Source organism: Gorillibacterium sp. CAU 1737 (assembly GCF_039888655.1).
GTDB lineage: Bacteria > Bacillota > Bacilli > Paenibacillales > NBRC-103111 > Gorillibacterium.
In genome coordinates this window covers 1-22477 of sequence record NZ_JBDQQO010000001.1, presented here as the reverse complement: position 1 = coordinate 22477, position 22477 = coordinate 1, and the positions used below count along the sequence as shown (strand labels likewise).

Sequence of the window (22477 nt, the reverse complement as noted above, 5' to 3'; positions counted from 1 at the left end):
GCGCAGTGCGGTCCGGGTTCCTGCCTTTACTTCCGCAGCTCGGCCGCAAAAGTTTGTTCCAGCGCTTCCAGCACTTTGCCATGAGCAAGCGTGACATCCTCTTCGGTCAGCGTCCGCTCCGGATGCCGGTAGACGAAGGACAACGCCACGCTCTTACGGTTCTCGCCAAGCCGTTCGCCGGTGTAAATGTCGAACACATCGCTCGATTCCAGCAGAGAGCCTGCCGCAGCACGTGCCGTCTCAAGCAAAGCGCCGACGGAAACCGCTTGGTCCACCACGACGGCAATGTCGCGGCTGACGGCCGGGTAACGGGGCAGCGTCTTGTATTGAATGGTCGGGCCTGCATGCTGGATCAGCGTGTCGAGCTCCAGCTCAAACAGGTATACGTCGCTCGGAAGATCGCCCTGCGCGCTCGGATGAAGTTGACCGATCCGGCCCAGGAACACGTCTTCCTCTACCGTTTGGAGGAACAGCTCTGCGGTGCGGCCCGGGTGGAAGCCTTCCGGGGCTGCGCTCTTGTAGACGAGTCCTTCCACACCGAGGGCATCCGTCAGCTTATCGAGAAGACCCTTCAGGTCGTAGAAGTCCACCTTCTCCTGCTTAAGCTTCCAGTGAGGGGACGTCCGGTTGCCCATCAGGACGGCGGCGAGCAATTGCTTTTCCACCGGTTGCACCGTCAGATTCTCTTCCTGGGACAGGTAGACCTTGCCGATCTCGAACAAGGCGATATCCGTCTCGCTGCGGTTGCTGTTGTATTCCGCGATGTCGAGCAGGCCGGGGATGAGGCTCGTGCGCAGCACGCTGCGGTCCTCGCTCATCGGCATCGCGAGCGGAAGCAGGCGAGCGTCCGGGTAAGCGCCGGTGAAGCGGGCCTTGCGGCTCGGATGCGTCAGGGAGTACGAGATGATCTCGTGCAGGCCGCTTGCCGCGAGCAGGTTGCGCACCGAACGGCGGATGGCTTGCGCCGGGTTCAGGGAGCCGGGTGTCGTCACGCCGTTCATCAGCGTGGTCGGAATGTTGTCGTAGCCATAGAGGCGGGCTACTTCCTCAATCAGGTCAACATCGCGGGTAATGTCGCCGCGGCGTCCCGGGACGGTTACAAGGAAGGTTTCCCCCTCTACCTGATAGGAGAAGTTCAACCGGCGAAGCACATCGGTTACGTCTTTTTGCGTAAGCTCGGTTCCCAGGTATCCGTTCACCTTGGACAGTGACAGGGAAACGGTCACTTGTTCGGCTGGCTTCGCCACGGCCTCTGCGCGGCCGACAAGGGCCTTCCCCCCTGCCAGCTGGCAGAGCAAGGAGGCCGCCCGATCAAGGGCCGTCTCGACGGCTTCCGCATTGACGACCTTCTCGAAGCGCAGGCTCGCCTCCGAGCGAAGGCCGAGCTGGCGGGAGGTGCGGCGCACCGAAGGCCCGGCAAACTTGGCGGATTCGAGAATGATGCGAGTGGTTTCAGCCGTGACTTCGGAGTTCGCTCCGCCCATAACGCCTGCGATCGCAATCGCCTTCTCGGCGTCAGTGATAAGCAGCATGGACGTCGTGAGCTCGCGTTCCTGATCGTCAAGCGTCACAAGCTTCTCGCCTTCCTGCGCAAAACGCACGTCGATCTTCCCGCCCGTTACCTTGTCGGCATCGAACGCGTGCAGCGGTTGACCCAGCTCCAGCATGACATAGTTGGTGACGTCGACCACGTTGTTGATCGGTCGAACCCCCGCCGCCATGAGGCGGTTTTGCAGCCAGAGCGGGGACGAACCGATCTGCACTCCTTCCACGACGCGGGCCAGGTAGAGGTCACATGCTTCCGGCGCGCTGATGGTAACCGACACCTGCGAGGCCGCTTCAGCGCCTTCCTCGACGAGTCCTTCGCGAGGATCGGGCAGCGTGACCTTGCGGTCGATAATCGCCCCGATCTCGTAGGCGGCTCCCACCATGCTCAGGCAGTCGGAGCGGTTCGGGGTCAGATCAAGCTCCAGGACCGAATCGTCAATGTTCAAGACTTCAAGGGCATTGGCGCCAACCGGCGTCAATTCCGGCAGCACGAGAATCCCTTCCTGAATTTCTTTTGGCAGGTACTTGTCGTTCAAGCCCAGCTCCTTCGCCGAGCAGATCATCCCTTGCGATTCGACGCCTCTCAGCTTCGCCCGCTTGATGACGAGGCCGTCCGGCAGCTTGGCACCGATCATGGCAACCGGAACCTTTTGCCCGGCGGCTACGTTCTTCGCTCCGCACACGATCTGCAGAGGAGCTTCCGCGCCTACATCTACGGTACAGACATTCAGCTTGTCGGCATCGGGGTGTTTTTCTTTTGCGGATACATAGCCCACGACGACGCCTTCGACTCCCTTGTTCAGGTCTTCGACTTCGTCCACTTCTACGCCGCTTCGCGTCAGCTTCTCCGCGAGCTCTTTGGCCGTATGGCCTTCTACTGCTACATAATCCGACAGCCATCGGTATGATACGTTCATGTTCGGTTCACGTCCTATTCGTTATGGTCGTTTCAAGATTCCAGGTTCTGCGATTTCGCGCTTACACTCGGTCGAACTGTTTCAGGAATCGCAGATCGCCGCTATAGAAATGACGGATATCGTCAATGCCGTACTTCAGCATGGCGATCCGCTCCGGGCCCATGCCGAAGGCGAAGCCGCTGTACACCTCGGGATCATAACCTCCCATGCGCAGCACGTTCGGGTGAACCATACCGGAGCCGAGGATTTCGATCCAGCCCGTGCCCTTGCAGGTCCGGCAGCCTTTGCCTCCGCACATGCAGGAGATGTCGACCTCGGCACTCGGCTCGGTGAACGGGAAGAAGCTCGGGCGCAGGCGAATCTCTACTTGCGGGCCGAACATTTCGCGGGCGAATTGCAAGAGAGTCCCCTTCAGGTCGCTCATGCGGATGCCCTTGTCGATGACGAGACCCTCCACCTGCGTGAATTGATGGGAATGGCTCGCATCGTCTTCATCGCGGCGGTATACCTTGCCCGGGCAGATGATCTTAACCGGCACTTCGCCCTTGCGGCGCTCCATCGTGCGCACTTGCACCGGAGAGGTGTGCGTACGAAGCAGGAGCTCCTCGGTCAAGTAGAACGAGTCCTGCATGTCGCGAGCCGGGTGATTCTTCGGCAGGTTGAGCGCCTCGAAGTTGTAGTAGTCCTGTTCCACTTCAGGCCCTTCCTCAACGGTGTACCCCATGCCGATGAAAATGTCCTCGATCTCCTGCACGACGCGGCTGATCGGATGGATCGTTCCGAGCGGAGCGGGACGTCCCGGCAAGGTGACGTCAATCGTCTCGCTCTTCAGCTTTGTTTCCGTTTCGCGGCGTTGCAGCTCGGCTTGAAGGCCATTCAGCCGCTCCTCAATCGCTTGGCGAACCTCGTTTGCCACCTGCCCGATGATCGGACGCTCTTCGGCGCTGAGCGCGCCCATGCCTCGCAGCACTTCCGTGAGCGGTCCTTTTTTGCCCAAGTATTTCACCCGAAGGTCGTTCAGCTTTTGGCTGCCGCCTGCCGCCTCCAGCTCTTGAAGCGCGAACTGCTTCAATTCCATCAATCGTTCTTTCATGTGAATCCTTCGCCCCTTTGTATGGTCTACTCTTCCTGCTCAGCCTTGCAAACACGCCCTAACGCAAAAAAGACGCCGTTCGTCCCGGGAAAGGGACGAAGACGCCGTGGTACCACCCTCATTTCAAGCGCATGCATAGATCGAGCTGCGCTTGCTCAAAGCGACGATAACGGCATCGCGGCCGGCTGTCTCTACTGGCGCTGACGAGCGCGTTCAAGAAGCTGCTCCGGAGCGAACTTCGGCGGCCCGCAATCCCCGAGAAACGCTCTCAATCTCCGGCGTTTCCTCCCTGTCGGATCGTACCGCTTACTCTTCTCCATCTTCGCATGTATTCACCATCAACTAGCATTAATCCCCATTATAAGCAAGCACTCCGCCGATTGCAAGGGTGAGAAACGCCCCTCATTCGCTTCCATCTTCCGTGTGCAGGTTGAACGTCTCCGAAGCAAGCGATGCTCCGTCGCTGCCGATGGCTTGAACAAGAATGTATTCATGAAAAACCCGTTTCTCAAACTCCCACGTGAAGGACCAGCCATCACGGCCGTCCGAATCATAGCCAAGCAGCGTCTTCTCGCCTTCCACGTCCGTTCCCGCAGGGTAGTACCAAAACAGCACCGTATCCGTGTTAGAGGCTTCCACTTGGAAGGTTAGGTTCGTGCGATCGCCAGGTACCACCCACCAGTTGTCCTTCTTCTCCACGTCTACTGTGGCCTTCGTCAGCTTCGCCTTCCTCTCTGATAAGGGAGCAGACGCTGGCTTGGACGCTTCTCCCTCCTGACAGCCTGACAAAGCCATGCCCATGGCGAGCAGCAGCAAGGCAATCTTTCCTTTCCCCATAAAGGTTCCCCTCCCCGTTCCTACTAAAAAAGACGAGGGAGGCCTCGTCCTGGTTTGAGGAACGTCTCGGCGCGAATTCTTTATTCCATCCAGCGCAAGCCGTAGGCTCCTAAGATCGCCGCCAGAGCAGTCGCCAACCACAGCATCCACCGAATCCTTCGCCGCAGACGATCTCCGGGCTCCGGCTCGCTCTCCTCCGCTTCCAGCCGCAAGCGAAACGAAGATTTGTCCGCTCCGGCTCTTTCCTTGTGCCAATTGAGCTTTCGCTCCTCCATCCAGCTCGTCCTCTCCTTTCCTCTTTATCTCTCTTTTTCGGAATCCCTCTATCGCTCCAGCAGCCGCCAGACAAAAGCGACGGTCGCCGCATTGAGCATGAGAAGAAGCGGAATGCCTACTCGGAATGATGTGTGCAGTGTTTTATGTCGGAATCGGTTCATCCCGAGCAAGACGCCCAACGCGCCCCCAAGAAAGGCGGTCAGGAAGAGTCTCGCTTCCGGTACGCGCCGTTTTTTGCGCCGGGCTCGCGCTTTGTCACTTCCCATGAGAACGAAGCCGAAGAGGTTGATGGCCACCAAATACCCGAACAGATAAATCATTGCAGCGTTCCCCCTTACCCAAATCTAGTGTTCTTGCGAGAGCTCTATTCTATGCTTTTGATTGTCCGAGAAAGAAGCGCTTCCGTCAAGAGCGGTAGCCCCTAGTCAAGGAGGGATGAGATGCGAAGCGCCCCAGCTCTTTTGCTCTCGGAGTCGCTCGTAAGGTAAAATGACAAGGAACAAGCCTCACGACTGAGTGTAAGCTGGACATACCATTCCCAAGGAGGAGCGCACCATGGCCATGAAATATCGCAGATTGGGCAAGACCGGACTGAAAGTATCAATTGTCGGTGTCGGCACGTGGCAGTTCGGCGGAGAATGGGGCAAGACCTTCGCACAAGAAGATGCGGACCGTATTCTCGGGAGAGCCAAGGAGCTTGGCATCAACCTCATCGACACGGCGGAGTGCTACGGGGATCACCTCTCCGAGGAAAGAATCGGCGGGTTCCTTCGCCACGACAAGCGCGAGGATTGGGTCATTGCGACGAAATTCGGCCATCATTTCCATGGACCTTACAATCGCACCGATGTCTATGATCCAGAAGATGTCCTCCGCCAGCTGGATGCTTCCTTGCGGGCGCTTGGTACGGATTACATCGACTTGTACCAATTCCACTCCGGCCCGGATTCGTCCTTCGATCGAGACGACCTGTGGACTGCACTCGACAAACAGGTGCAAGCCGGCAAAATCCGCCACCTCGGTATCTCGATCGGCGCCAACACCAACATCCACCAGACAGCGGCGGCTTCGAAAGTCGGCGCTTCCGCCATTCAAGTCGTCTACAACCGTCTGGATCGAGAGCCCGAGGCAGAGGTGTTCCCCTCCTGCCGGGAGCAGGACCTCGGGGTGCTCGCCCGCGTTCCGCTCGCCAGCGGCTACTTGAGCGGCAAGTATAAGCCGGGAGCCGTCTTCGGTGCGGATGATGTTCGGCACCGCCACGATCCCGAGAAGACTTTAGCGAAGCTGAAGCTCGTCGAGGAGATCCAGCAAAATGAAGTACCGGCCGGCACCTCGATGGCCGCCTGGGCACTCGCCTGGTGCTTGAAGCATGACGCGGTAACCGCAGTTATCCCCGGTTGCAAGGACGCCGCCCAGGTGGAGGCGAATGCGGCTGCGGTTGAGCTGATCAGCAACCAGCACCCGCAGGCTTGGAACGAGTAAATCACCCTCGACCCGTAAAAAATCGAACAAGGCAGCCTTACTTCCCTCGCGGAAGGGGCTGCCCTTTTACTTTGGTTAAGTTTCCGCTATTCCCCTTCTTCTTCTTCATTTTCAACTAACGCAGCAAAAAAATCCGTATAGGTATTCCATGTATCTGGTGGCGAAATGAAAGACTTGGTTTGTATTCTTTCGGCATCTGTCGCATCACACCATATAACAGATGGATGATGATAGACATCCATTATAATCAAACTGGCTGGCGGCTCAGCTAAGACTATAAAATTAGGTGGTAACTTTATAGCAGTTCTATGCCTCAATGTTTCCTCTACGATAGTAGGTGTAATATCTTCATGTCCAAACGCAAAGCAACTTATTCCACCCAGCGATCCGCCACTGAAAAAGGTTGCTATACCGGAAAAATCGTCGGGAAGTTTTACCTGAAGAATGTCCTCAATTGTTCGTAAGACATTCTCGTCGACCCCATCTTCAGGGTACAACCGACCATATCTCGCACGCAATTCCTCTACACTCTTCATAGATAAACTCTCCCATTCGCCTTTATTGGATGACAGTTGTCCTCTCCATAATCCCTCTTCCCCATATCCCGCCGATCCTCAGTTCGGATTTCACCCATACCGAATTCCCTGTGGGGGGTTATTGTGACGGATTATTTCATAACGATAAAGGCATCGTGATCATAATAGTAGGTAAAAGCTTCAAATAACTCTTGATCTGTACACTCGCTCTTTTGCTCATAAGCGTTTTCAACAATCCCTTGTATCGTTTGAATATCCAAGGCGTACATCAAATCATGGTCCTTTGCAAACTTCGGAACCTCATCTTCATCATCTTCTACATCATCTGGATCGAGTACTGCCCCTTGTGTTTCAAGACTCCATGTCTCATTTTCCGGAAGAAATAGTGCATCCGACCACTCGAATGTTTCAATTTGAGTGAGTATCGTTCGCAATGTCATTCGCTTCTCCATTGTTCTTCTCCTTACACCTTGTTATAGAATGTGTACGATGGTCTTGTTTGCTGGATGAATGACAGTCGCTTCATCCCTTTCGATCTCGCCAGTTTTTCTATCTTCCTCATCCCCTGTATTTAGGCAATGAAGTCAATACCTCGTACAGCAATTTTATGTTCGATGATGCTCCTGAAATTGGAGTGATTTCTCATCATGTTATGTCCATATGCACTTACCGCCTCATGTCCACCTATCAAGCTTACGTAATTCTCTTTAAATTCTTTTTGAATCGACTCGCCCAAGCTCGCATAGTAAACAATTACCATACCTTTCAAACCGTTTGGTTTGTGCTATGTTTTGACCAATAGCCAACCCTGCTGCCAAACAAAACGGAATGGCTTCACGTCCTCCCTCACTCACCTCTCATAGGGGACCCCGTAATGATTAATAATGGCCGTCTTCCGGCATTTCGGTATCCTCAATCCACCCCACTTGGTCTGTTCTTTCTCCCGTTTTACAAAACTCTTCGATGGCTAGCCGCGTCTGGTACTTTTCTTTTACCTTACCGTTCCACCATATTTTCTATGTCCCGTAAGTCAGCATCATCAAGTTCCCCATTCATATCATTTTTGTAAGTCTCCATATATTCTAATAACGCTTGTTTAAACCCCAGCCTATATAATAAAAGCCATGATTGATGAAATACGACAGGATCATCGCTATTTCGGTCAGTATAGAAAAAGATTAATTTAATGATCTTGTCTTTCCACTTTTTCTTACTTACATGATTTAAGGCAATTCCTGCCCACCCCGCGCACTCTTCGTGTCCAGTTATTGCAATTTCCACAACCTCTTCGAGAACTACTTCAATCGAATCTGGAAAGAGATAACCCTCTCCCATCATTCGTAGAACTGATAATTGACTTAGTAAATCTTTCGTTTCTAATGCCTTTTTCAAATCAATTTTCTTTGTATTTTCTTCTAGATTATTAAAGGAAAAAGAAGCTTTTTCAAAACCTCTTTTTTGTTTATGAATTCAATCCATTCATTTGAATAAACCATTCTCTTCTTTACTCCTTACCTTCATCGTCCTGTAGATGATGTTCACAAGCCTTCTCATGACGCATATCAGGGAGTCCCCTAATTTCGTATTTAGGTTTTTCCCCCAATCTGACACCATTGCTTTCCTCCATTCGGCACTGGATAGCCCCGTCCAGCTTGCGCGTTCTATATTTCAGTTTTATTGACTAAGCTATTGATGGTTTTTAAGACCGTTTGTCCACTTCACCTATGATCTACAAAAAAGTATCGGGTGAATCAATAGATGATTTAACTGCTTGAATGACTGCATCAGAATCTTTTGATAGCTTTTTACTAAGTTGTAAGAAAGCCAGAGCCTTCATTTTCTCACCCTTCTAGTCTATAAAATCAACAACAGGATAATTTATTGTATGGCTTTCTAACAATTCTGATGGAGTTAGGGTATCCATAATATTAACCTCTATACCGTTTCTAGCAGCTACTTTCGCTAGACCCAACACCGGTATACTTAGTAACTCCTGGGGAGTGTCACCATACTCTCCTTTTAACTTTTTATGGCATTGTATCATATAGGTTAAGTTTTCGTTCACCTGATGGCTATCCTTTTCGATAATTCCATCCAGTACTTTCGAATAACCATCATAATACTTCATCTCTTTACTGCCTTCGAGACTCTTTAATTTTGCTATAAAAACTTTGGCATCTTCCATTTGACCAAGTAGTATATTCTTCAAAGCATACCCAAAAGCCTTATTAAACTCGTGATCTTCTTCCTCTTCTTCAATTCTTCCTCCAAATAGCTCTGCTAAAGAAGTAATCAAATCTTCATTCTCACTAATTAAGGCCATCAATAGTGCTGTATATTTATTTGTATTTACACAATCAGCAGTGATGTCATTTTTCTTCATATCGTAATTTTGGTACAATGCTTCCTGCATTTTTCCTGCTAAGTAAAAGCTCTGTTTTGATTTAACTACATCCTCATTCAAAATGATTTCACCAATAGCTATATCTCGGAATCCATCTGCAAGTAATTCATAATAGTACCCTACATTTCCTGGTAATCCATTTTTTCTAAAATCCTCAATATGTTCATTTTTTTCTTCAATTGTTTCATTGAAAATTTCAGGGAAATACTGAATATATTTACTTTTTTTCACGTCAAGAACCTCCTGCTTTAGCTATATATAGCTAAAAATGAATCTACATTTACAATAAACAACTTTATACTACACTATCAATCTTTACAAACTAACTAAATTTTCTTTTGTCATATACCATGACCGATGTGTGATCTTCAACAACCAAATCCTGATACTTCCACATTAAAAACAGGTCAATCATGGCGGTATTTGACCATCATCAACCTGTTTTATAAAGTGGGAGCTTACACAAAAATGGATAGCCACTAAAAAGAGATACGATAGAATTTTTTAAATTTTTCCAAGAAGAGTATTATTGCTATCTATTACGTTTGGTAACTCTTGATTGATTTCTTGGTCGTATCCTTCTCTTATTAATTTATCCCATCGTAGAAGACAGTTTTTAACTAAATCTCTCTTGACATCATCACATCTAACAACTAGAGGATAAATCCAGTCTCCGTCATTACAATCTACGCATAAAAATTGTAGAGGATCTGTTGGATCTTTGAAGATACATAAGTTCTCTACACTCAACTTATCCCTTGTATTCAATGCCTTTTTGAGCATAAATTCGTCATATAATCATTTGCAAAGCAGATTTCATACTGATTCATTTAACTTATCCTCGTTTAATACATAGATTTAACTATCACTTTTACATTTGGAAATATCTCTTTAGATTGCTTTATTACACTTGAACAACTAGGACACGGCGTTCTCTATTTTTAGTATCGAAAATCCTGTTTTGGTCATTGAATTTATAGCCATAGTCATGGTTCAATGCATCCGTTTTTGAAAGGCGATTATTATATCCACTATATGCCTTTATTTGGTGTAGCACCTTCAATTTCTACTACTGCACCACCAACATATCCTGTAGGAGATAAGGTTTTCCAACCTCACCCCTTATGTTATCGACCATCTGTTCTAACCTTTGGTCTATATCTGGTGGGATGTGATTACCTTCACCCGTCCCCTCAGGGGAACGGCGTCTCAAATTCCACGGTGAACGGAGAGCGCTCCACACGCGGATAACCGGAGATCCGGAAGGTGAGGGTCCCCTTCATTTCTTTCCCTCCTTGGAAGGTAATCGTCTGTTCCAAAATGCCTCCATCGCTTTGATGGGATTCAAACAGATGGGACTCGAAGGCTTTTTCCGTGGAATCCGTTACCTTCTCCATTTGGAAAGCAATGGGGTGCTCCGACTCATAAGGCATCTTGAAAGTGAATGATCTGTCGTTTCCATTGACCCGAGAGCCCTCGAAGGACAGATCTGCAGGTCCGCCGGTAAGCTTGCCGCTGTCCAGATCGAGTTGCAGAACCCTTTCGTTTTCCGGCAGCGCGTTAACCCCTAGACCGGACAGAGTGAGACGCTTCGGTCGAGTGAAATAGCTGCTTTCAAAAAAGACCGTCCATCCGTCTGGATCGATCGTTGCTGTCTTTGTCGTCCAGACGCGTCCTTCCTCATCGGTGAGACTCAAACCCGTCAAACCAAAGATGTGCAGGCGATTGTTCGGATCGGAATCAATCTCCAGCTTCATGCGCGTCGGGTAATAAATGGCCCTCTTGAGGGTAAAGGTTTGGCCTGCAGACGTAAAGGTGTGATGGAGCTCTTGCTCCTGCCGCATCCCCTGGAATTTGGCGGTATCCAGATCGAAGCCAACCTTCCATTCCCCGGCAGTAATTCCGGTTGCCGCCTCTTGAACCATGGCTACCTCAAGGCTCTGCGGAGCCGGGTTGTTTTCCTCCATCAGTTCCACTTCCAGCACCCGAGAGACCGTATCTCCTTCTGCAGGAGAGCTTCCTCCGCTGACGGCGTAGCCCCCTTCAATCCGTTTTCCGTTCGAGTCATACAGGCCCAGCCGGAAGTGAGCCTGATCCGGAATCTTGGCCCCCGGAGTTTTAACAACAAAGGAATACATGATCACAATGCGCGCTTCATCGGCGATAACACCGTCTACGCGGAACTCAACCCCGTCGTGCGTGTCGCTGACCCCAATCTCTTGAACGAGGTCGTGATCTACAGCGAGCTGAAGACCCTTGTCGAGCGTAAGCCACTCCACAAAGCTTTCAAGACCAGGAATCTGGCTGATGTAGGCAGCAAAGGCCGGGGATACCCGCACGCTGCCGAGAAACAGAACCAGCACAGCGGCTGCGCTCCACGCGGCAAGCCGCGAGCGACCTCGCGTTCGACGCCGTCTGGCCCCGCGTTCGATCCCGATTCGAACAGCTTCGTCCAGGCCAGCGGGTAGAGGGGTCTCGGTGTAGCACTGCTTCCATTCGGCGAGCGTGGTCGGCTTGTCTTTCTCTCCGCTCGATTCGAAGTTTCCTGCCGATGAGTCTGCTAGTTTCCCCTCTAGTGGGGATGATTGTTCGTCCGACCGGAGCAGCGTTTCCTTCTTTTCTTCATCCATGTGCGTCTTCCCCCTCTCCCAAATGGCGACGAAGCTCTTGCAGCGCCTTGTGGAGCCTCGTCTTTACGGTACCGCTCGGCAGGTCGAGCAAGCTTGCGATTTCTGTAAGGGTGTATCCTTCAAAATACATCAAGATGACAATTTGCCGATATTTCGGGTCCAAGCCGCGAACCGCTGCTTGAAGATCGGGATCAGATGGATGATCCCACGCAGCCGCCGCATAGTCAGCAGGAGCTATCCCGGAACGGGAACGCCGCTTTACCTCATCCGCACAATAATTAAGCAGAATGCGCGTAATCCAGGTCAGGACGTGCTCCGGCTCCTTCAGCTTGCGGATTTTCTGATAAGCCCGGCACACCGTTTCCTGCACCGCTTCCAGCGCATCCGCTTCATTTCGTAAGTAGGCGAAGGCGATTCGGTACAGCTTCTCCTTGCAGGCATGCGCCAGCTCGGCAAACGCCGAATCATCTCCCCTTCGGGCTTTGGCAGCCCAATCCGTCATGCTCACAGTGCCCCTCCTGTCCGTTGATCCCTTATTAGACAGCGGAAGGGGCCAAACGGTTTTCGGTTTTGCTGTTATTTTTCGGCTCAATTTGGTGTCGCTGCGGGCCAGAGGGTCCCTCCGCTTCCCTCTTAAATAAACAAAAACCCCCGACAGCCCCACGCGGGGCCCCGGAGGCCAGTTGCCCAAGGCCCGGTTAGATCCAGGCCTTCAGGTTAATTTGTTTTATGAAATCCTCTTGGCTCATCGAATCCTTGGCCGGTTCTTCCACGACTTCCTCCTGCAGATCGTCACCGTTCACCAAGCGGTAGAACAGCTCCTCGTTCCGCGTAGCAAGCGCAAAATCGATCAGGGCTTCCCGCTCGATGCGGTCCGCTTCCTGCATGAACAGCACCTCTTCCCGCTCGATGTCAGCGGCAGGCACCATTACATGGCGGTTCATCTTCGGAATCCGTACCACGTAATCGAATACGTTGTCCGCATTGCGGTCGTATGCGATAACATAGCCGTACTCCTCAAGCGGCAGCCCTTGCTCCAAGGAATCCCCTACAAAAAAAACCTTTTGCCCAAGTCGCAGCATCCTGTCTCCCCCTTTTGACATCCCCCAGCGGATGCGACTTTTGCTCGCCCGGACCCGTGATTCCTCTGTCATGTCCAACGGACCACAGCTCGGGCAAGCAGCTTGTTAGGCTTATACGTACTCCCCTGAAATTTGTTTCGTTATGCGTACGGATTATTGGCGCGTTCATACCCGATTGTCGTCTTGGGGCCGTGGCCCGGAAAAACCTGAACCGCTTCATCCAGCTTAAACAGCTTGCCGTGCAGCGTATCCCGCAGGTCGCGGTCGCTTCCCCCGTACAAGTCGGTACGCCCCACGCCAAGTCGGAACAGCGCGTCACCGGCAAACAGCTTGTCTCCCCAGAGGAAGCTGACGCTTCCCGGAGAGTGCCCCGGCGTGTGCAGCACCTTAAGCTCGATGCCTGCCAGCTTAAGCACTTGGCCTTCTGCAAGCGCATGTTCGGCTGGCCGCGCTGTGATAGCTCCGCCAACCTCTGGCCAACGGCCCGAGCCGTTTTTCTTCGGATCCGTCATCCAGTCTGCCTCCAGGTCATGCAGGTAGACGGGACAGCCCTTGGCATCGCGGACCTCGTCCACTCCGGCCATATGATCGAAGTGGGCATGGGTGAGCAGCACCGCTTCCACCTGAAGCGGCTCGATTCGGCGAAGGAGCGCAGCGGGCTTCATCCCCGGATCGATGACAATCGCTTGGTTCGTCTCCGTGTTCTTCAATAGATAAGCGTTGGTGCCAAGCGGCCCCAGCACGAGGGTGTCGATCTGAATGGTCATGCTCTTGTTCTCCCTTGTTCCGTGATTAAAAAGAGGACAACAGGGTCCGGAGCTCCTGAACGATCACCGACTGGTAACCGGTCCCTTCTCCGTACCGGCGCGCCATCTCAGCGCGGGTCTCTTGCAGCTTCTCCTGATAATCGGCTGCTTCCCGATCCGGGTTCGCCGCCTTGAACGCGATCATCGCCTCCTGGACGTGAGCCGGTCTCGGGCCCCATGTGCCGAGAACATAACCGCCGGTATCAGCGAAGATCACAACCGGGATGGCTCGGCCGCCCAAGGTCAGGAATTGATCCATGACCTCCAGGTGCTGCTCCATGACGAGCACTTCCAGCGGAATCCCGCTGTTCTCCAGCACGCGGAACACAACGGGTATGTTCCGAACCACGTCTCCGCACCATTCCGCCGCGAGGATCAAGCAGCGAATGTCATCCCGGTTCTTGAATGATTCGAAGAACTCGCGGTCAGCCTCGCTCGGCCATTCGAAGGAAGTGAAGTGGTTCAGGAAGTCTTCCCGATTCTTTTGCATGCTGTCGATAAAAACAGCGGGTTTGATCCCGGTTCCGATGGAGCCTGCGATGTTTTGGGTCATGAGTGAAGCCCTCCTGTACATGGATTAGAGTGAGCCGCCCGGTTGCGACAGCGGCTTAGTGCTGAGCTTTTCTGCGGTTGCGTACGATCTTGATGATGAAGTACAGGGACAAAAGGCCGACGGCTGCTGCGATGAAGGGAAGTGTATACTGGCCGGATAGCTCGTGGATATCTTTCCAGCTCTTGCCCAGGCTGCTCAGCCGCTCACCCAGCCATACGAACAGAACGGACCAGGGGATGATGGCAAGCGTGGTCAAGGTCGTGAATTTCCAGAACGGCATGCGCGCCATCCCGGCTGGTACGGAAATCGCGTGGCGGACGACCGGGATGAAGCGGGCCGTGAAGATGACGCCGCCCCCATATTGGTTAAACCAGTGCTCGGCACTGTCGATATGCTTTTTCTTGATGAGGATGTACTTGCCGTATTTCTCCAGGAACGGACGGCCTCCATACAACCCGATCCAGTAGATGAACCATTGGGAGATAACTCCCCCGATCGTACCGAAGATGATGGCCTCCACGAAGTTGATTTGTCCTTGAGCTACAAGAAATCCGGCATACGCGAGCACGATCTCGCTCGGAATGATCTCGACCATAAGCCCGAGCATGATGCCCCAGTAGCCAAGTCCCGTCAAAAAGTCCAAGAGTTGCTGAATAAACTGGCCCATTGCCAACCTGCCTTCCAGAAAATGTGATGGGTAGCGTTCACCCGGTGGACGCTTGTCTCTACCATTCTATCATAACCCTATGGCAATCATGAAACCTTAATGCCAGGTAAAACCCATTTCCGATTGCCGTTCTTCATCCCACCAGTAAAAAAGCCTTGCCTGGCGCGGCTTCAAGCTCCGCTCCCGACAAGGCTGCCCTGCATGAGGCTCAATCCGCCTTCTTCGCGACGATGGACTCCGGACCCGTGAGCGTGTCGTAAAACTCCAGGTAATGATCGCGGTTGTCGCTGGCTCGAAGCGCCATCGCCATGCGCGGGTGCTCGTCAAACACGCCGGAGATCATGTACGGAATGAGGTAGCCCCATTCCCATTTTTGCCGGATGCCGATCATGTGCTCTTCGATGACCTGAATGAGCGGGCGGAGCTCATAGCGGGTGTTGTCCAACTGGCTGAGCAGCAGCTCCGTGTTGCAATTGCCGGCGGCGCGGCCCATGCCGAACACGGAAGCATCGAGGAAGGTGGCGCCATGATCCAGTCCGGTCAGCGTATTGGCAAAAGCCAGCTGCAAGTTGTTGTGGGCGTGAATGCCGAGCTTCTTGTTTGGCACGAGTTCCTTGAATTTGTTCACCATGAGGGCGATATCCCTCGGGTCCATGCTGCCGTACGAATCCACCACATAGACGATGTCGACCGGGCTCTTGGCGATCAGCGTAAGGGCCTCTTCGAGCTCATGCTCGAGGACATGCGACAGCGCCATAATGTTGAGCGACGTTTCGTAGCCTTTGTCATGGAACGTTTGGACCAGTTCAAGGCCTTTGCCCACGTCACGGATGTAGCAGGCAACCCGAATCAGATCGAGCAGCGACTCTTCTCTTGGCAAAATGTCATTCTCGTCCACGCGGCCGATGTCCACCAGAGCAGACAGCTTCGTCGCCGTCTTGTGGGGGATGACCTCGCGGAGGAACGCTTCATCCAGAAACCGCCACGGCCCCGCGTCCGCTCCCTTGAGCAGCTTGGGCGAATTCTTGTAGCCGATCTCCATGTATTCCACACCCGCTTCGCTCAGGGCCCGGTACAGGGCTTGGACGAATTCGACGCTGAACGCCCAGTTGTTCACAAGGCCGCCGTCGCGGATGGTGCAATCCAGAATGTTTGCTGTGTTTCTCCTCATGGGTGATCCCCTTCCCGCTTCGTTTTCGCAAGTTATAACACAAGCCATGATCCCTGTCAAACGTGAACCTTCTCCCTATCGTCTGCGGTTTCGCGGCGGTAGCCGTCCGCCCTCCTGCCGCATAGGAATGAGTATCGGCGCTTATCGCGCCTCGGAAAGGCGGTGCCCGCATGAAACCGATGAACAACAAGCACGAAGCGCCACTCCCGACAGCCCGGCACATCCGGCGCGCTTGTACCAGGGAACTATACCGAACGGCCAAAAGGCTCCCAAAGCATATCCCGGCAGAGGCGATGCAAAAGGCGGAGGAAGCGTACCGGAAGAAAGTGATGCTCGATCTGCTCTACATCGTCCAGAACGGAAGCAACAAATCGCTGCTCGCCGACTGGTTCGAGGAGCATGTGGCCGATGAAGTCGCCGCTCTCTGGGAGCTGGAGCCGAAACAGGTGGCGGCCGCGTTTCGCGCTGCCTTCGGCGGATAGTTCCAGGAGCGACTCGGCCTCGTCAAAAGACAAAAAGGACGCCTCTTTCACGCGTAACGCGCGAGGGAGGCGTCCTTTGTCAGGAGTGAGCCGAACGGCTGATTCGAGACGAGAATCAGCGAGGCTCTCCTTGATCCGTGAGGATAACCGGGCCGTCCTTCGTGATGGCGATGGTATGCTCGTACTGAGCCGACAGGCTGCCGTCTACTGTCTTGGCTGTCCATCCGTCCTCTTCGATATAAGCTTCCCAGCCGCCGACGTTGAGCATCGGCTCGACCGTGAGTACCATGCCTTCCTTCAGGCGGGGGCCTCTTCCGGCCGGTCCATAGTGCGGCACTTCCGGTGCTTCATGCATGTCTTTGCCGATTCCGTGGCCGATAAACTGGCGCACCACAGAATAGCCTCGTTCTTCGGCAAACACCTGGATGGCGTGGGAGATGTCCCCGATCCGATTGCCGACAACGGCTTGCTTGATTCCTTCATACATGGATTGGCGCGTCACCTCCAGCAGATCCGCCGCCTTCTGGCTTACCTCCCCAACGGTGTAGGACCATGCAGAGTCCGCAAGCCAGCCGTCCAGGTTCACCACCATGTCGATGGTCACAATGTCGCCGTTCTTGAGCGGCTCCTTCTTCGGAAAGCCGTGGCAGACGACCTCATTCACCGAGGCGCAGGTCGCGTATTCGTAGCCGCTGTAGCCCTTTTGCTCCGGGGTGGCTCCGCGTTCCTTCAGAAACTTCTCAACAAACTGGTCGATCTCCCAGGTCGTCACGCCCGGGGCGATGAGCTTCGCAATCTCCTTATGGCAATCCGCAAGAATGTCGCCGGCTGCTTTCATCTTTGCGATTTCTTCAGGGGTCTTCATCTTGATCACGTTCAGGGTCTCCTCCAATCACTTGCTATCTTCCCTTACTATATGCGGAGATCGGCGGAGGATGGCATTCGTCATTTCGCCGTATTTTCGCTATACTTGATTCTAGATTGACGCTATCGGAAAAGCAAGGGAAGCCTGTACCGCCCTCACTTTCCTCATGACGAACCTACTTCCTAGAAAGGGGAATTCCCTTTGTACATAATGACATCAGAACAAATGAGAGCCGCCGACCGACATGCGATCGAGAAGATCGGCATCCCGGCGGCTAGTTTAATGGAGAACGCCGGCCGCGCGCTGGCCGAAGAGGTTCTCGCCCTCTCCAGCCGACTTCAGGCGGAGGGACGCCCGCTAACGAAGCGTTGGCTCATCCTCGTAGGCAAAGGCAACAACGGAGGCGACGGCTTGGTCGCGGCTCGCCACCTGCAGGAGGCGGGCATCCACGCCGACCTCCGATTCGCCTGCCCGCCCGAGGAGCTCGCCGGAGACGCGGCTCTGCAGCGGGACATCGCCGAACGCCTTGGCTTTTCCGCCGCCGTCGGCGCAGAAGGCATCGAGGGGTGGCGCTACGAGGGCATCGTCGATGCCCTGCTCGGCACCGGCACGAAAGGCGCTCCCCGCGGGACGGTCGCCGAGTTGATCCAGGCGGCGAATGAAACCGGCCTGCCCGTCGTCGCAGCGGACCTGCCGAGCGGGATCGACGCCGACACCGGGGCTGCCTACGAGCCTTGCATTCGGGCGACGGTCACCGTCGCCTTCGCCTGGCTGAAGCAAGGGCTCGTCCAGCATCCCGGCGCGGAGTATGCCGGACACGTGGTCGTCCGCCCCATCGGCATCCCGGAGGCGTCGCTTGACCGCTCGAAGCCGCTTGCGCGGCTGATTACGGAAGAGACGCTGGCGGATGCCCTCGGGGTGGAGGTAAGCCGCACCCGCCGGGAGGATACGCACAAGGGAACGTACGGCCATGTACTCATTGCGGCCGGTACCCAACGCATGAGCGGCGCGGGGCTCCTCGCGACGAAGGCCGCGCTGCGCACCGGTTGCGGGCTTGCCACGTGGGCGATGCCGTCCAGTCTGGCACGCCATCTGGTCGGGCAGCTGCCCGAGGCGATGCTCGCGGGCGTTCCCGACGCCGGTGACGGCGACTGGACGCACGTCTCCGCCAAGACGCTCCTTGCGCTCGCGGAAGGGAAAGACGCCGTCGCGATGGGTCCCGGCCTCGGCCGCTACGCCGAAGATTCCCAGTGGCTTCGCGCGGTCTGGGAAGGGACCGCCTGTCCGCTCGTGCTGGACGCGGATGCGCTCGGGATGGTGGCCGACGCCGAGGACTTCGCCGATTGGCCAGGGCGGGAACAGCCGACGCTGCTTACGCCGCATCCCGGCGAGATGGGTCGGCTGTTGAAGCAGCCGACCGCTCAGGTGCAGGCCGACCGGATCGGAGCCGCGCGGGACTACGCCGTTCGCCACGGCGTCATCCTCGTGCTCAAGGGCTCCCGCACCGTCGTCGCGGCTCCTGACGGTTCGGTCTTCGTCAACACGACCGGCAATCCCGGCATGTCCACCGGCGGAACGGGCGATGCCCTGACCGGCGTGATCGCCAGCTTGCTGGCCCAAGGGCTCAATGGCGTGCAGGCTGCCTGCTTCGGCGTATGGCTGCACGGCCGCGCGGGAGACATAGCCCGGAATGAGAGATCCGGCGGAACGCTGCTGGCGAGCGACCTCATTGAATGTCTGTAGCTTCCTCGGAATGCGAGAAACCAAATGAATCGTCATGACATAAACTGGTTCCAACTGAGATAGAGCGGCAGGAGGAATCCGCAATGGGGAAGCAAACGAGCCAGCCACCATCGACCCGGTCCGAGGAGGCCCCTCGGCCTTCTGCTTCCGCACGTTCTGCGGCCTCTCCCCCTTCCATTAACAAAAGAAAGCCGCCTTGCAAGCCGATCCTGCTAAAAGGCAAGAGCACCTGCTACGTGGTGTTTTCAGACGGCCAACGCCGCATTTATCGAAACCGGGATTCAAAAGTGTCGGGAAGCTCGCGGATCCTGAATCCGAAGAAGGTCTCCTTCGTGAACCTCTTCGTGAATGCCGTCCTCCAGCCTCCAAACCATTATTCGGTGAGAACAGGCTGGCTCAAGCTGCTCACGAGCGACATTCCGCCGCAAGGAACCCCGATTGTTCTGCAGATGATTCGTCTCTACCGATAAAGACAGCCAACGGGCATACAACGTGACGGGCCGCAATCGCCGGACATACGTTTTACTAAAACGTATTGGAGGTGATTGCAATGCCCCCTTCCTTAATCAAGCTTTTTGTCGGTGCGGCCAGTACCGTAACCGGTACCGTCGATACCGTGACCACCACCGCTGTGAGCGATGCTGTGGCCCGGTTTAATGCGAGCATTACGCTCGGCATGATCGATGCAGGCAACACGACAACCACAATCCCGGACACCAGCTTCGTCGACGATGCCGGCAACCCGGTAACGGCGAGCGGATTGCCTCTGCCGTCCTCCGGCGGCTACATCAATGTCTATGTCAACGGCCTCCTGCAGGAGTCGAGCTTAAGTACCTGGACTGCCACCTCGCTTGTCCTGGCGACTGCGTCCATTCTCGTTGGCACGCCCGTAGTGGTGGAGGTCCATAATTACTCCGGCACAACCTCCACCTCGACCTCAACACCCAATCTGACGGTGAGCACGACCATCAATACCTGATTCATTTTGATGCTAGCTCGCACTCGTGATCTGAATAAGAAAGACGGTCCTTATCATCTGGACCGCCTTTCTTATTTTTGTTCTATATAAAGAATAATTCTCTTGCAAATGGGTATCTATTTGTAGAATAATAAATGAAGGTGATGCTGAAAAAAAGGGGATATATGGAGTACTTGTCCCTATTAATGCTCGACCCTTCGTCCCTTTGGCCGTGAGGCTCTTGCTGGCTCGCGTTCATTCTCCACATCAGCTTGTTCGTTTTATAGAACAACCCCCATTTCCTTGCATGAGGTGATTTTATGAAGAGACCTTCGCTTTCCCTGCTGGCAAAGCTTCTGCTTCTCTCCCTGCTGGTACTACCGCTCGCCCCCATTGTGCAAGCGACAGCAGCCGGTTTGGCCCCTGAGTCCTCGGTAGAGGCGAATTCGCTGGCACCGTCCCCAGAAGACAGCGTGCTTGCCAGCACGTATCTGGACTTCATCGGCTCCGAACGGATCGACAACGGGCAAAACACACGGTTTCACTATGCTCTACGCCTCCCGATTGCTCCAGAGAGCTTTCACGGCTCCGCCCTTCGATTGGGTTTGGGGGAGACCCTGTCTTTTGCCGGTCGGGATGGAGTCGTAAACACAAGCGAACTGGTTCTGCCTATCGACCCGGCGGAATGGCCGACATTGCTCAGCCCGGCTTTGCAGGCGGATGGGAACGGCAACACCCTTTCGTTCTCCTTTACCCTGATTGGCAAATACAAGAGCGAACGAACCTTCTCCATCCAGATCGGCTATGATGGCCAGCAGAAGACCTTTACGGTTCCCGCACCATCCAAGGATATGGAGCAGGATCCCAAGCAATACGGCTCCCATTTCATCGATATGGGAAGGACCTCCATCATCGAGGACCCCATCACGGGCAAGGCGAAGCTTCATCTTGTGGTAACAGGAGGAATCGCGACCATCTCCTTCAGCAGCTATCGCTACCCGCTCGGAACGGTGGTACAGGAGGATGGGCGTCCCTATGAGCTCCAGCAGCTGCACGATACCCTCTCCGGAACCTTCGAGCCGGGTGTATACGACCTGGAGATCGATCTGCCGGATGTCGGTCCATATCAGACCGACCTTTACGCAGGAGGGGTCTTGGTTCAACCCGGAAAAGACGGCCATGGCAAGCTTTATCTGAAGTCCCTCCTGCAAATTTGGGATTCGTGCCGAGGGAACGCACAGCCGTTGGAACTGTCCGTATCCATAAGCCCGACCGGCTATCTGTGGGTAGTCAAAAGCAAGTTGGATGTCCCGGCCAAATTCAATTGGAATTTGGTCGATTCCGCACAAAAGGGAACGAACGTTATCATTCCGGCCGGAGGAGAAGTGAGGATCGAGACGGTTCGCGTCACTGGTCACGATAAGCTGACCGTGGATCTCCTCCCTTGCCACAAGAAGACGACCCTGGAAGTTGGCGAACCCACGCCTACTCCGACGCCTACCGCAACAGCTACTCCAACACCAACGCCTACTCCTACTCCTACTCCTACTGTACCCGTAACCCCTACACCTACACCGTCTGAACCTACTACTCCATCGCCAACACCTACTATCCCAATCACACCAACGCCGACGCCGTCCGAACCCACTACTCCGTCACCTACTCCTACTACTCCGGTCACTCCAACGCCGACGCCGTCCGAACCCACTACTCCGTCGCCTACTCCTACTACTCCGGTCACTCCAACGCCGACGCCGTCCGAACCCACTACTCCGTCGCCTACTCCTACTGATCCGGTCACTCCAACGCCGACGCCGTCCGAACCTACTACTCCGTCACCTACTCCTACTGCTCCGGTCACGCCTACGCCGACGCCGTCCGAACCCACTACTCCGTCGCCTACTCCTACTGTGCTCGTGACGCCTGCAGCTACGCCGTCTGATTCCGCTAGTCCGACGCCGACGCCTACCCCGGGCACCGCAGTAGACACGACGACGATTACGCCGTCACCTGATAACGTGTCACCCGAGCCTTCCCCTACCGATGACGGGGGGTTGATTGAGGTCAGCCCCGACCCGATTCCGCTGGGTGAAGGAAACACGCCGGGTGGGACGGCAAGCGGAAGCACAACCTCTTCTCCTGCAAAAGGAACGCTCCCGCAGACCGGCGAAGCACTTCCCTACGGCTACTATGGCGGCGGGCTGCTCCTCATCGGGGTGGGCCTCATGGCTTTGCGCCGCTCTCGTAAACCATCCTAACGATTAATACAAAGAAGACCCGAAGCAAGAAACACCTGCTTCGGGTCTGGTCAAGCCCCCGAATTGTAGACAGTGAAAAAAGCCTCTAGGCAGCAAGCTGGCGTCGGTACGCAACCGGAGTCAGCTTGTTTAGTCTTCGTTGTGGTCGACAGTGGTTATAAAAGTGGAT

Annotated in this window: 23 protein-coding genes; 6 read left to right on the top strand and 17 right to left on the bottom strand. The window is 54.4% G+C overall.

The window, feature by feature from the left end; translation table 11 throughout:
- Positions 1-26: 26 nt before the first annotated feature.
- The 5 genes from pheT to AAFN83_RS00095 all read right to left on the bottom strand — a co-directional run bounded on the left by pheT (position 27) and on the right by AAFN83_RS00095 (position 4991).
- Entirely contained in the window at positions 27-2465 is a 2439-nt protein-coding gene (gene pheT / locus AAFN83_RS00115; RefSeq protein WP_347766285.1) for a phenylalanine--tRNA ligase subunit beta, read from the bottom strand.
- A 61-nt stretch (positions 2466-2526) separates the two neighbouring features.
- A complete protein-coding gene (gene pheS / locus AAFN83_RS00110) occupies positions 2527-3558 on the bottom strand; it encodes a phenylalanine--tRNA ligase subunit alpha (RefSeq protein WP_347766284.1) in 1032 nt (343 codons plus the stop codon).
- A gap of 402 nt (positions 3559-3960) precedes the next feature.
- Positions 3961-4395, bottom strand: a complete 435-nt coding sequence (locus AAFN83_RS00105; protein WP_347766283.1) for a hypothetical protein — start codon at positions 4393-4395, stop codon at positions 3961-3963.
- A gap of 80 nt (positions 4396-4475) precedes the next feature.
- Positions 4476-4670, bottom strand: a complete 195-nt coding sequence (locus AAFN83_RS00100; protein WP_347766282.1) for a hypothetical protein — start codon at positions 4668-4670, stop codon at positions 4476-4478.
- A gap of 48 nt (positions 4671-4718) precedes the next feature.
- Positions 4719-4991 carry a DUF1294 domain-containing protein gene (locus AAFN83_RS00095; protein WP_347766281.1) on the bottom strand — a complete coding sequence of 91 codons (273 nt, stop codon included), beginning with the start codon at positions 4989-4991 and terminating at the stop codon, positions 4719-4721.
- Positions 4992-5232: 241 nt separating this feature from the next.
- On the opposite strand from AAFN83_RS00095, the gene AAFN83_RS00090 reads away from it, so the two are divergent.
- On the top strand, positions 5233-6153 hold the full coding sequence (locus AAFN83_RS00090) for an aldo/keto reductase (RefSeq protein ID WP_347767334.1): 921 nt from the start codon (positions 5233-5235) through the stop codon (positions 6151-6153).
- Between the two features lie 86 nt (positions 6154-6239).
- Here the strand turns inward: AAFN83_RS00090 and AAFN83_RS00085 are convergent, their stop codons facing one another.
- The 11 genes from AAFN83_RS00085 to AAFN83_RS00035 form a co-directional block, all read right to left on the bottom strand.
- Positions 6240-6689 (bottom strand): SMI1/KNR4 family protein, encoded by a 450-nt coding sequence (locus AAFN83_RS00085; RefSeq protein WP_347766280.1) that lies wholly within the window; start codon positions 6687-6689, stop codon positions 6240-6242.
- A 131-nt stretch (positions 6690-6820) separates the two neighbouring features.
- A complete protein-coding gene (locus AAFN83_RS00080; protein ID WP_347766279.1) occupies positions 6821-7141 on the bottom strand; it encodes a DUF7716 domain-containing protein in 321 nt (106 codons plus the stop codon).
- A gap of 544 nt (positions 7142-7685) precedes the next feature.
- On the bottom strand, positions 7686-8081 hold the full coding sequence (locus AAFN83_RS00075) for a hypothetical protein (protein WP_347766278.1): 396 nt from the start codon (positions 8079-8081) through the stop codon (positions 7686-7688).
- Positions 8082-8538: 457 nt separating this feature from the next.
- The gene (locus AAFN83_RS00070; RefSeq protein WP_347766277.1) at positions 8539-9324 is read right to left on the bottom strand and encodes an Imm49 family immunity protein; all 786 of its coding nucleotides are present in this window, start codon (positions 9322-9324) and stop codon (positions 8539-8541) included.
- Between the two features lie 962 nt (positions 9325-10286).
- Positions 10287-11723 carry a DUF4179 domain-containing protein gene (locus AAFN83_RS00065; protein WP_347766276.1) on the bottom strand — a complete coding sequence of 479 codons (1437 nt, stop codon included), beginning with the start codon at positions 11721-11723 and terminating at the stop codon, positions 10287-10289.
- Positions 11716-12225, bottom strand: a complete 510-nt coding sequence (locus tag AAFN83_RS00060) for a sigma-70 family RNA polymerase sigma factor (protein ID WP_347766275.1) — start codon at positions 12223-12225, stop codon at positions 11716-11718. Before AAFN83_RS00060 ends, AAFN83_RS00065 begins: the two co-directional genes overlap by 8 nt.
- Before the next feature lie 196 nt (positions 12226-12421).
- Positions 12422-12805 carry an ATPase gene (locus AAFN83_RS00055; RefSeq protein ID WP_347766274.1) on the bottom strand — a complete coding sequence of 128 codons (384 nt, stop codon included), beginning with the start codon at positions 12803-12805 and terminating at the stop codon, positions 12422-12424.
- A 140-nt stretch (positions 12806-12945) separates the two neighbouring features.
- Positions 12946-13572, bottom strand: coding sequence for an MBL fold metallo-hydrolase (locus AAFN83_RS00050; RefSeq protein WP_347766273.1), 627 nt, complete (start codon positions 13570-13572; stop codon positions 12946-12948).
- Between the two features lie 25 nt (positions 13573-13597).
- Entirely contained in the window at positions 13598-14164 is a 567-nt protein-coding gene (locus tag AAFN83_RS00045) for a thioredoxin family protein (protein ID WP_347766272.1), read from the bottom strand.
- A 55-nt stretch (positions 14165-14219) separates the two neighbouring features.
- Positions 14220-14831: an undecaprenyl phosphate transporter UptA gene (uptA, locus tag AAFN83_RS00040; protein WP_347766271.1), complete on the bottom strand. Its 612-nt coding sequence runs from the start codon at positions 14829-14831 to the stop codon at positions 14220-14222.
- Between the two features lie 208 nt (positions 14832-15039).
- Complete coding sequence (locus AAFN83_RS00035) at positions 15040-16002, bottom strand: aldolase catalytic domain-containing protein (RefSeq protein WP_347766270.1); 963 nt, start codon at positions 16000-16002, stop codon at positions 15040-15042.
- 170 nt (positions 16003-16172) lie between these two features.
- On the opposite strand from AAFN83_RS00035, the gene AAFN83_RS00030 reads away from it, so the two are divergent.
- On the top strand, positions 16173-16484 hold the full coding sequence (locus AAFN83_RS00030) for a dehydrogenase (protein WP_347766269.1): 312 nt from the start codon (positions 16173-16175) through the stop codon (positions 16482-16484).
- A 115-nt stretch (positions 16485-16599) separates the two neighbouring features.
- On the opposite strand, the gene map is transcribed toward AAFN83_RS00030, so the two are convergent.
- Positions 16600-17358, bottom strand: a complete 759-nt coding sequence (gene map / locus AAFN83_RS00025; RefSeq protein WP_347766268.1) for a type I methionyl aminopeptidase — start codon at positions 17356-17358, stop codon at positions 16600-16602.
- A gap of 192 nt (positions 17359-17550) precedes the next feature.
- Between map and AAFN83_RS00020 the strand changes: the two genes are divergently transcribed.
- From AAFN83_RS00020 to AAFN83_RS00005, 4 genes are all read left to right on the top strand, one after another.
- Complete coding sequence (locus AAFN83_RS00020; RefSeq protein WP_347766267.1) at positions 17551-19092, top strand: NAD(P)H-hydrate dehydratase; 1542 nt, start codon at positions 17551-17553, stop codon at positions 19090-19092.
- Between the two features lie 83 nt (positions 19093-19175).
- Positions 19176-19562: a DUF4183 domain-containing protein gene (locus tag AAFN83_RS00015; protein ID WP_347766266.1), complete on the top strand. Its 387-nt coding sequence runs from the start codon at positions 19176-19178 to the stop codon at positions 19560-19562.
- 80 nt (positions 19563-19642) lie between these two features.
- On the top strand, positions 19643-20071 hold the full coding sequence (locus AAFN83_RS00010) for a DUF4183 domain-containing protein (protein ID WP_347766265.1): 429 nt from the start codon (positions 19643-19645) through the stop codon (positions 20069-20071).
- Between the two features lie 299 nt (positions 20072-20370).
- Entirely contained in the window at positions 20371-22308 is a 1938-nt protein-coding gene (locus tag AAFN83_RS00005; protein ID WP_347766264.1) for an LPXTG cell wall anchor domain-containing protein, read from the top strand.
- Positions 22309-22477: the final 169 nt, after the last annotated feature.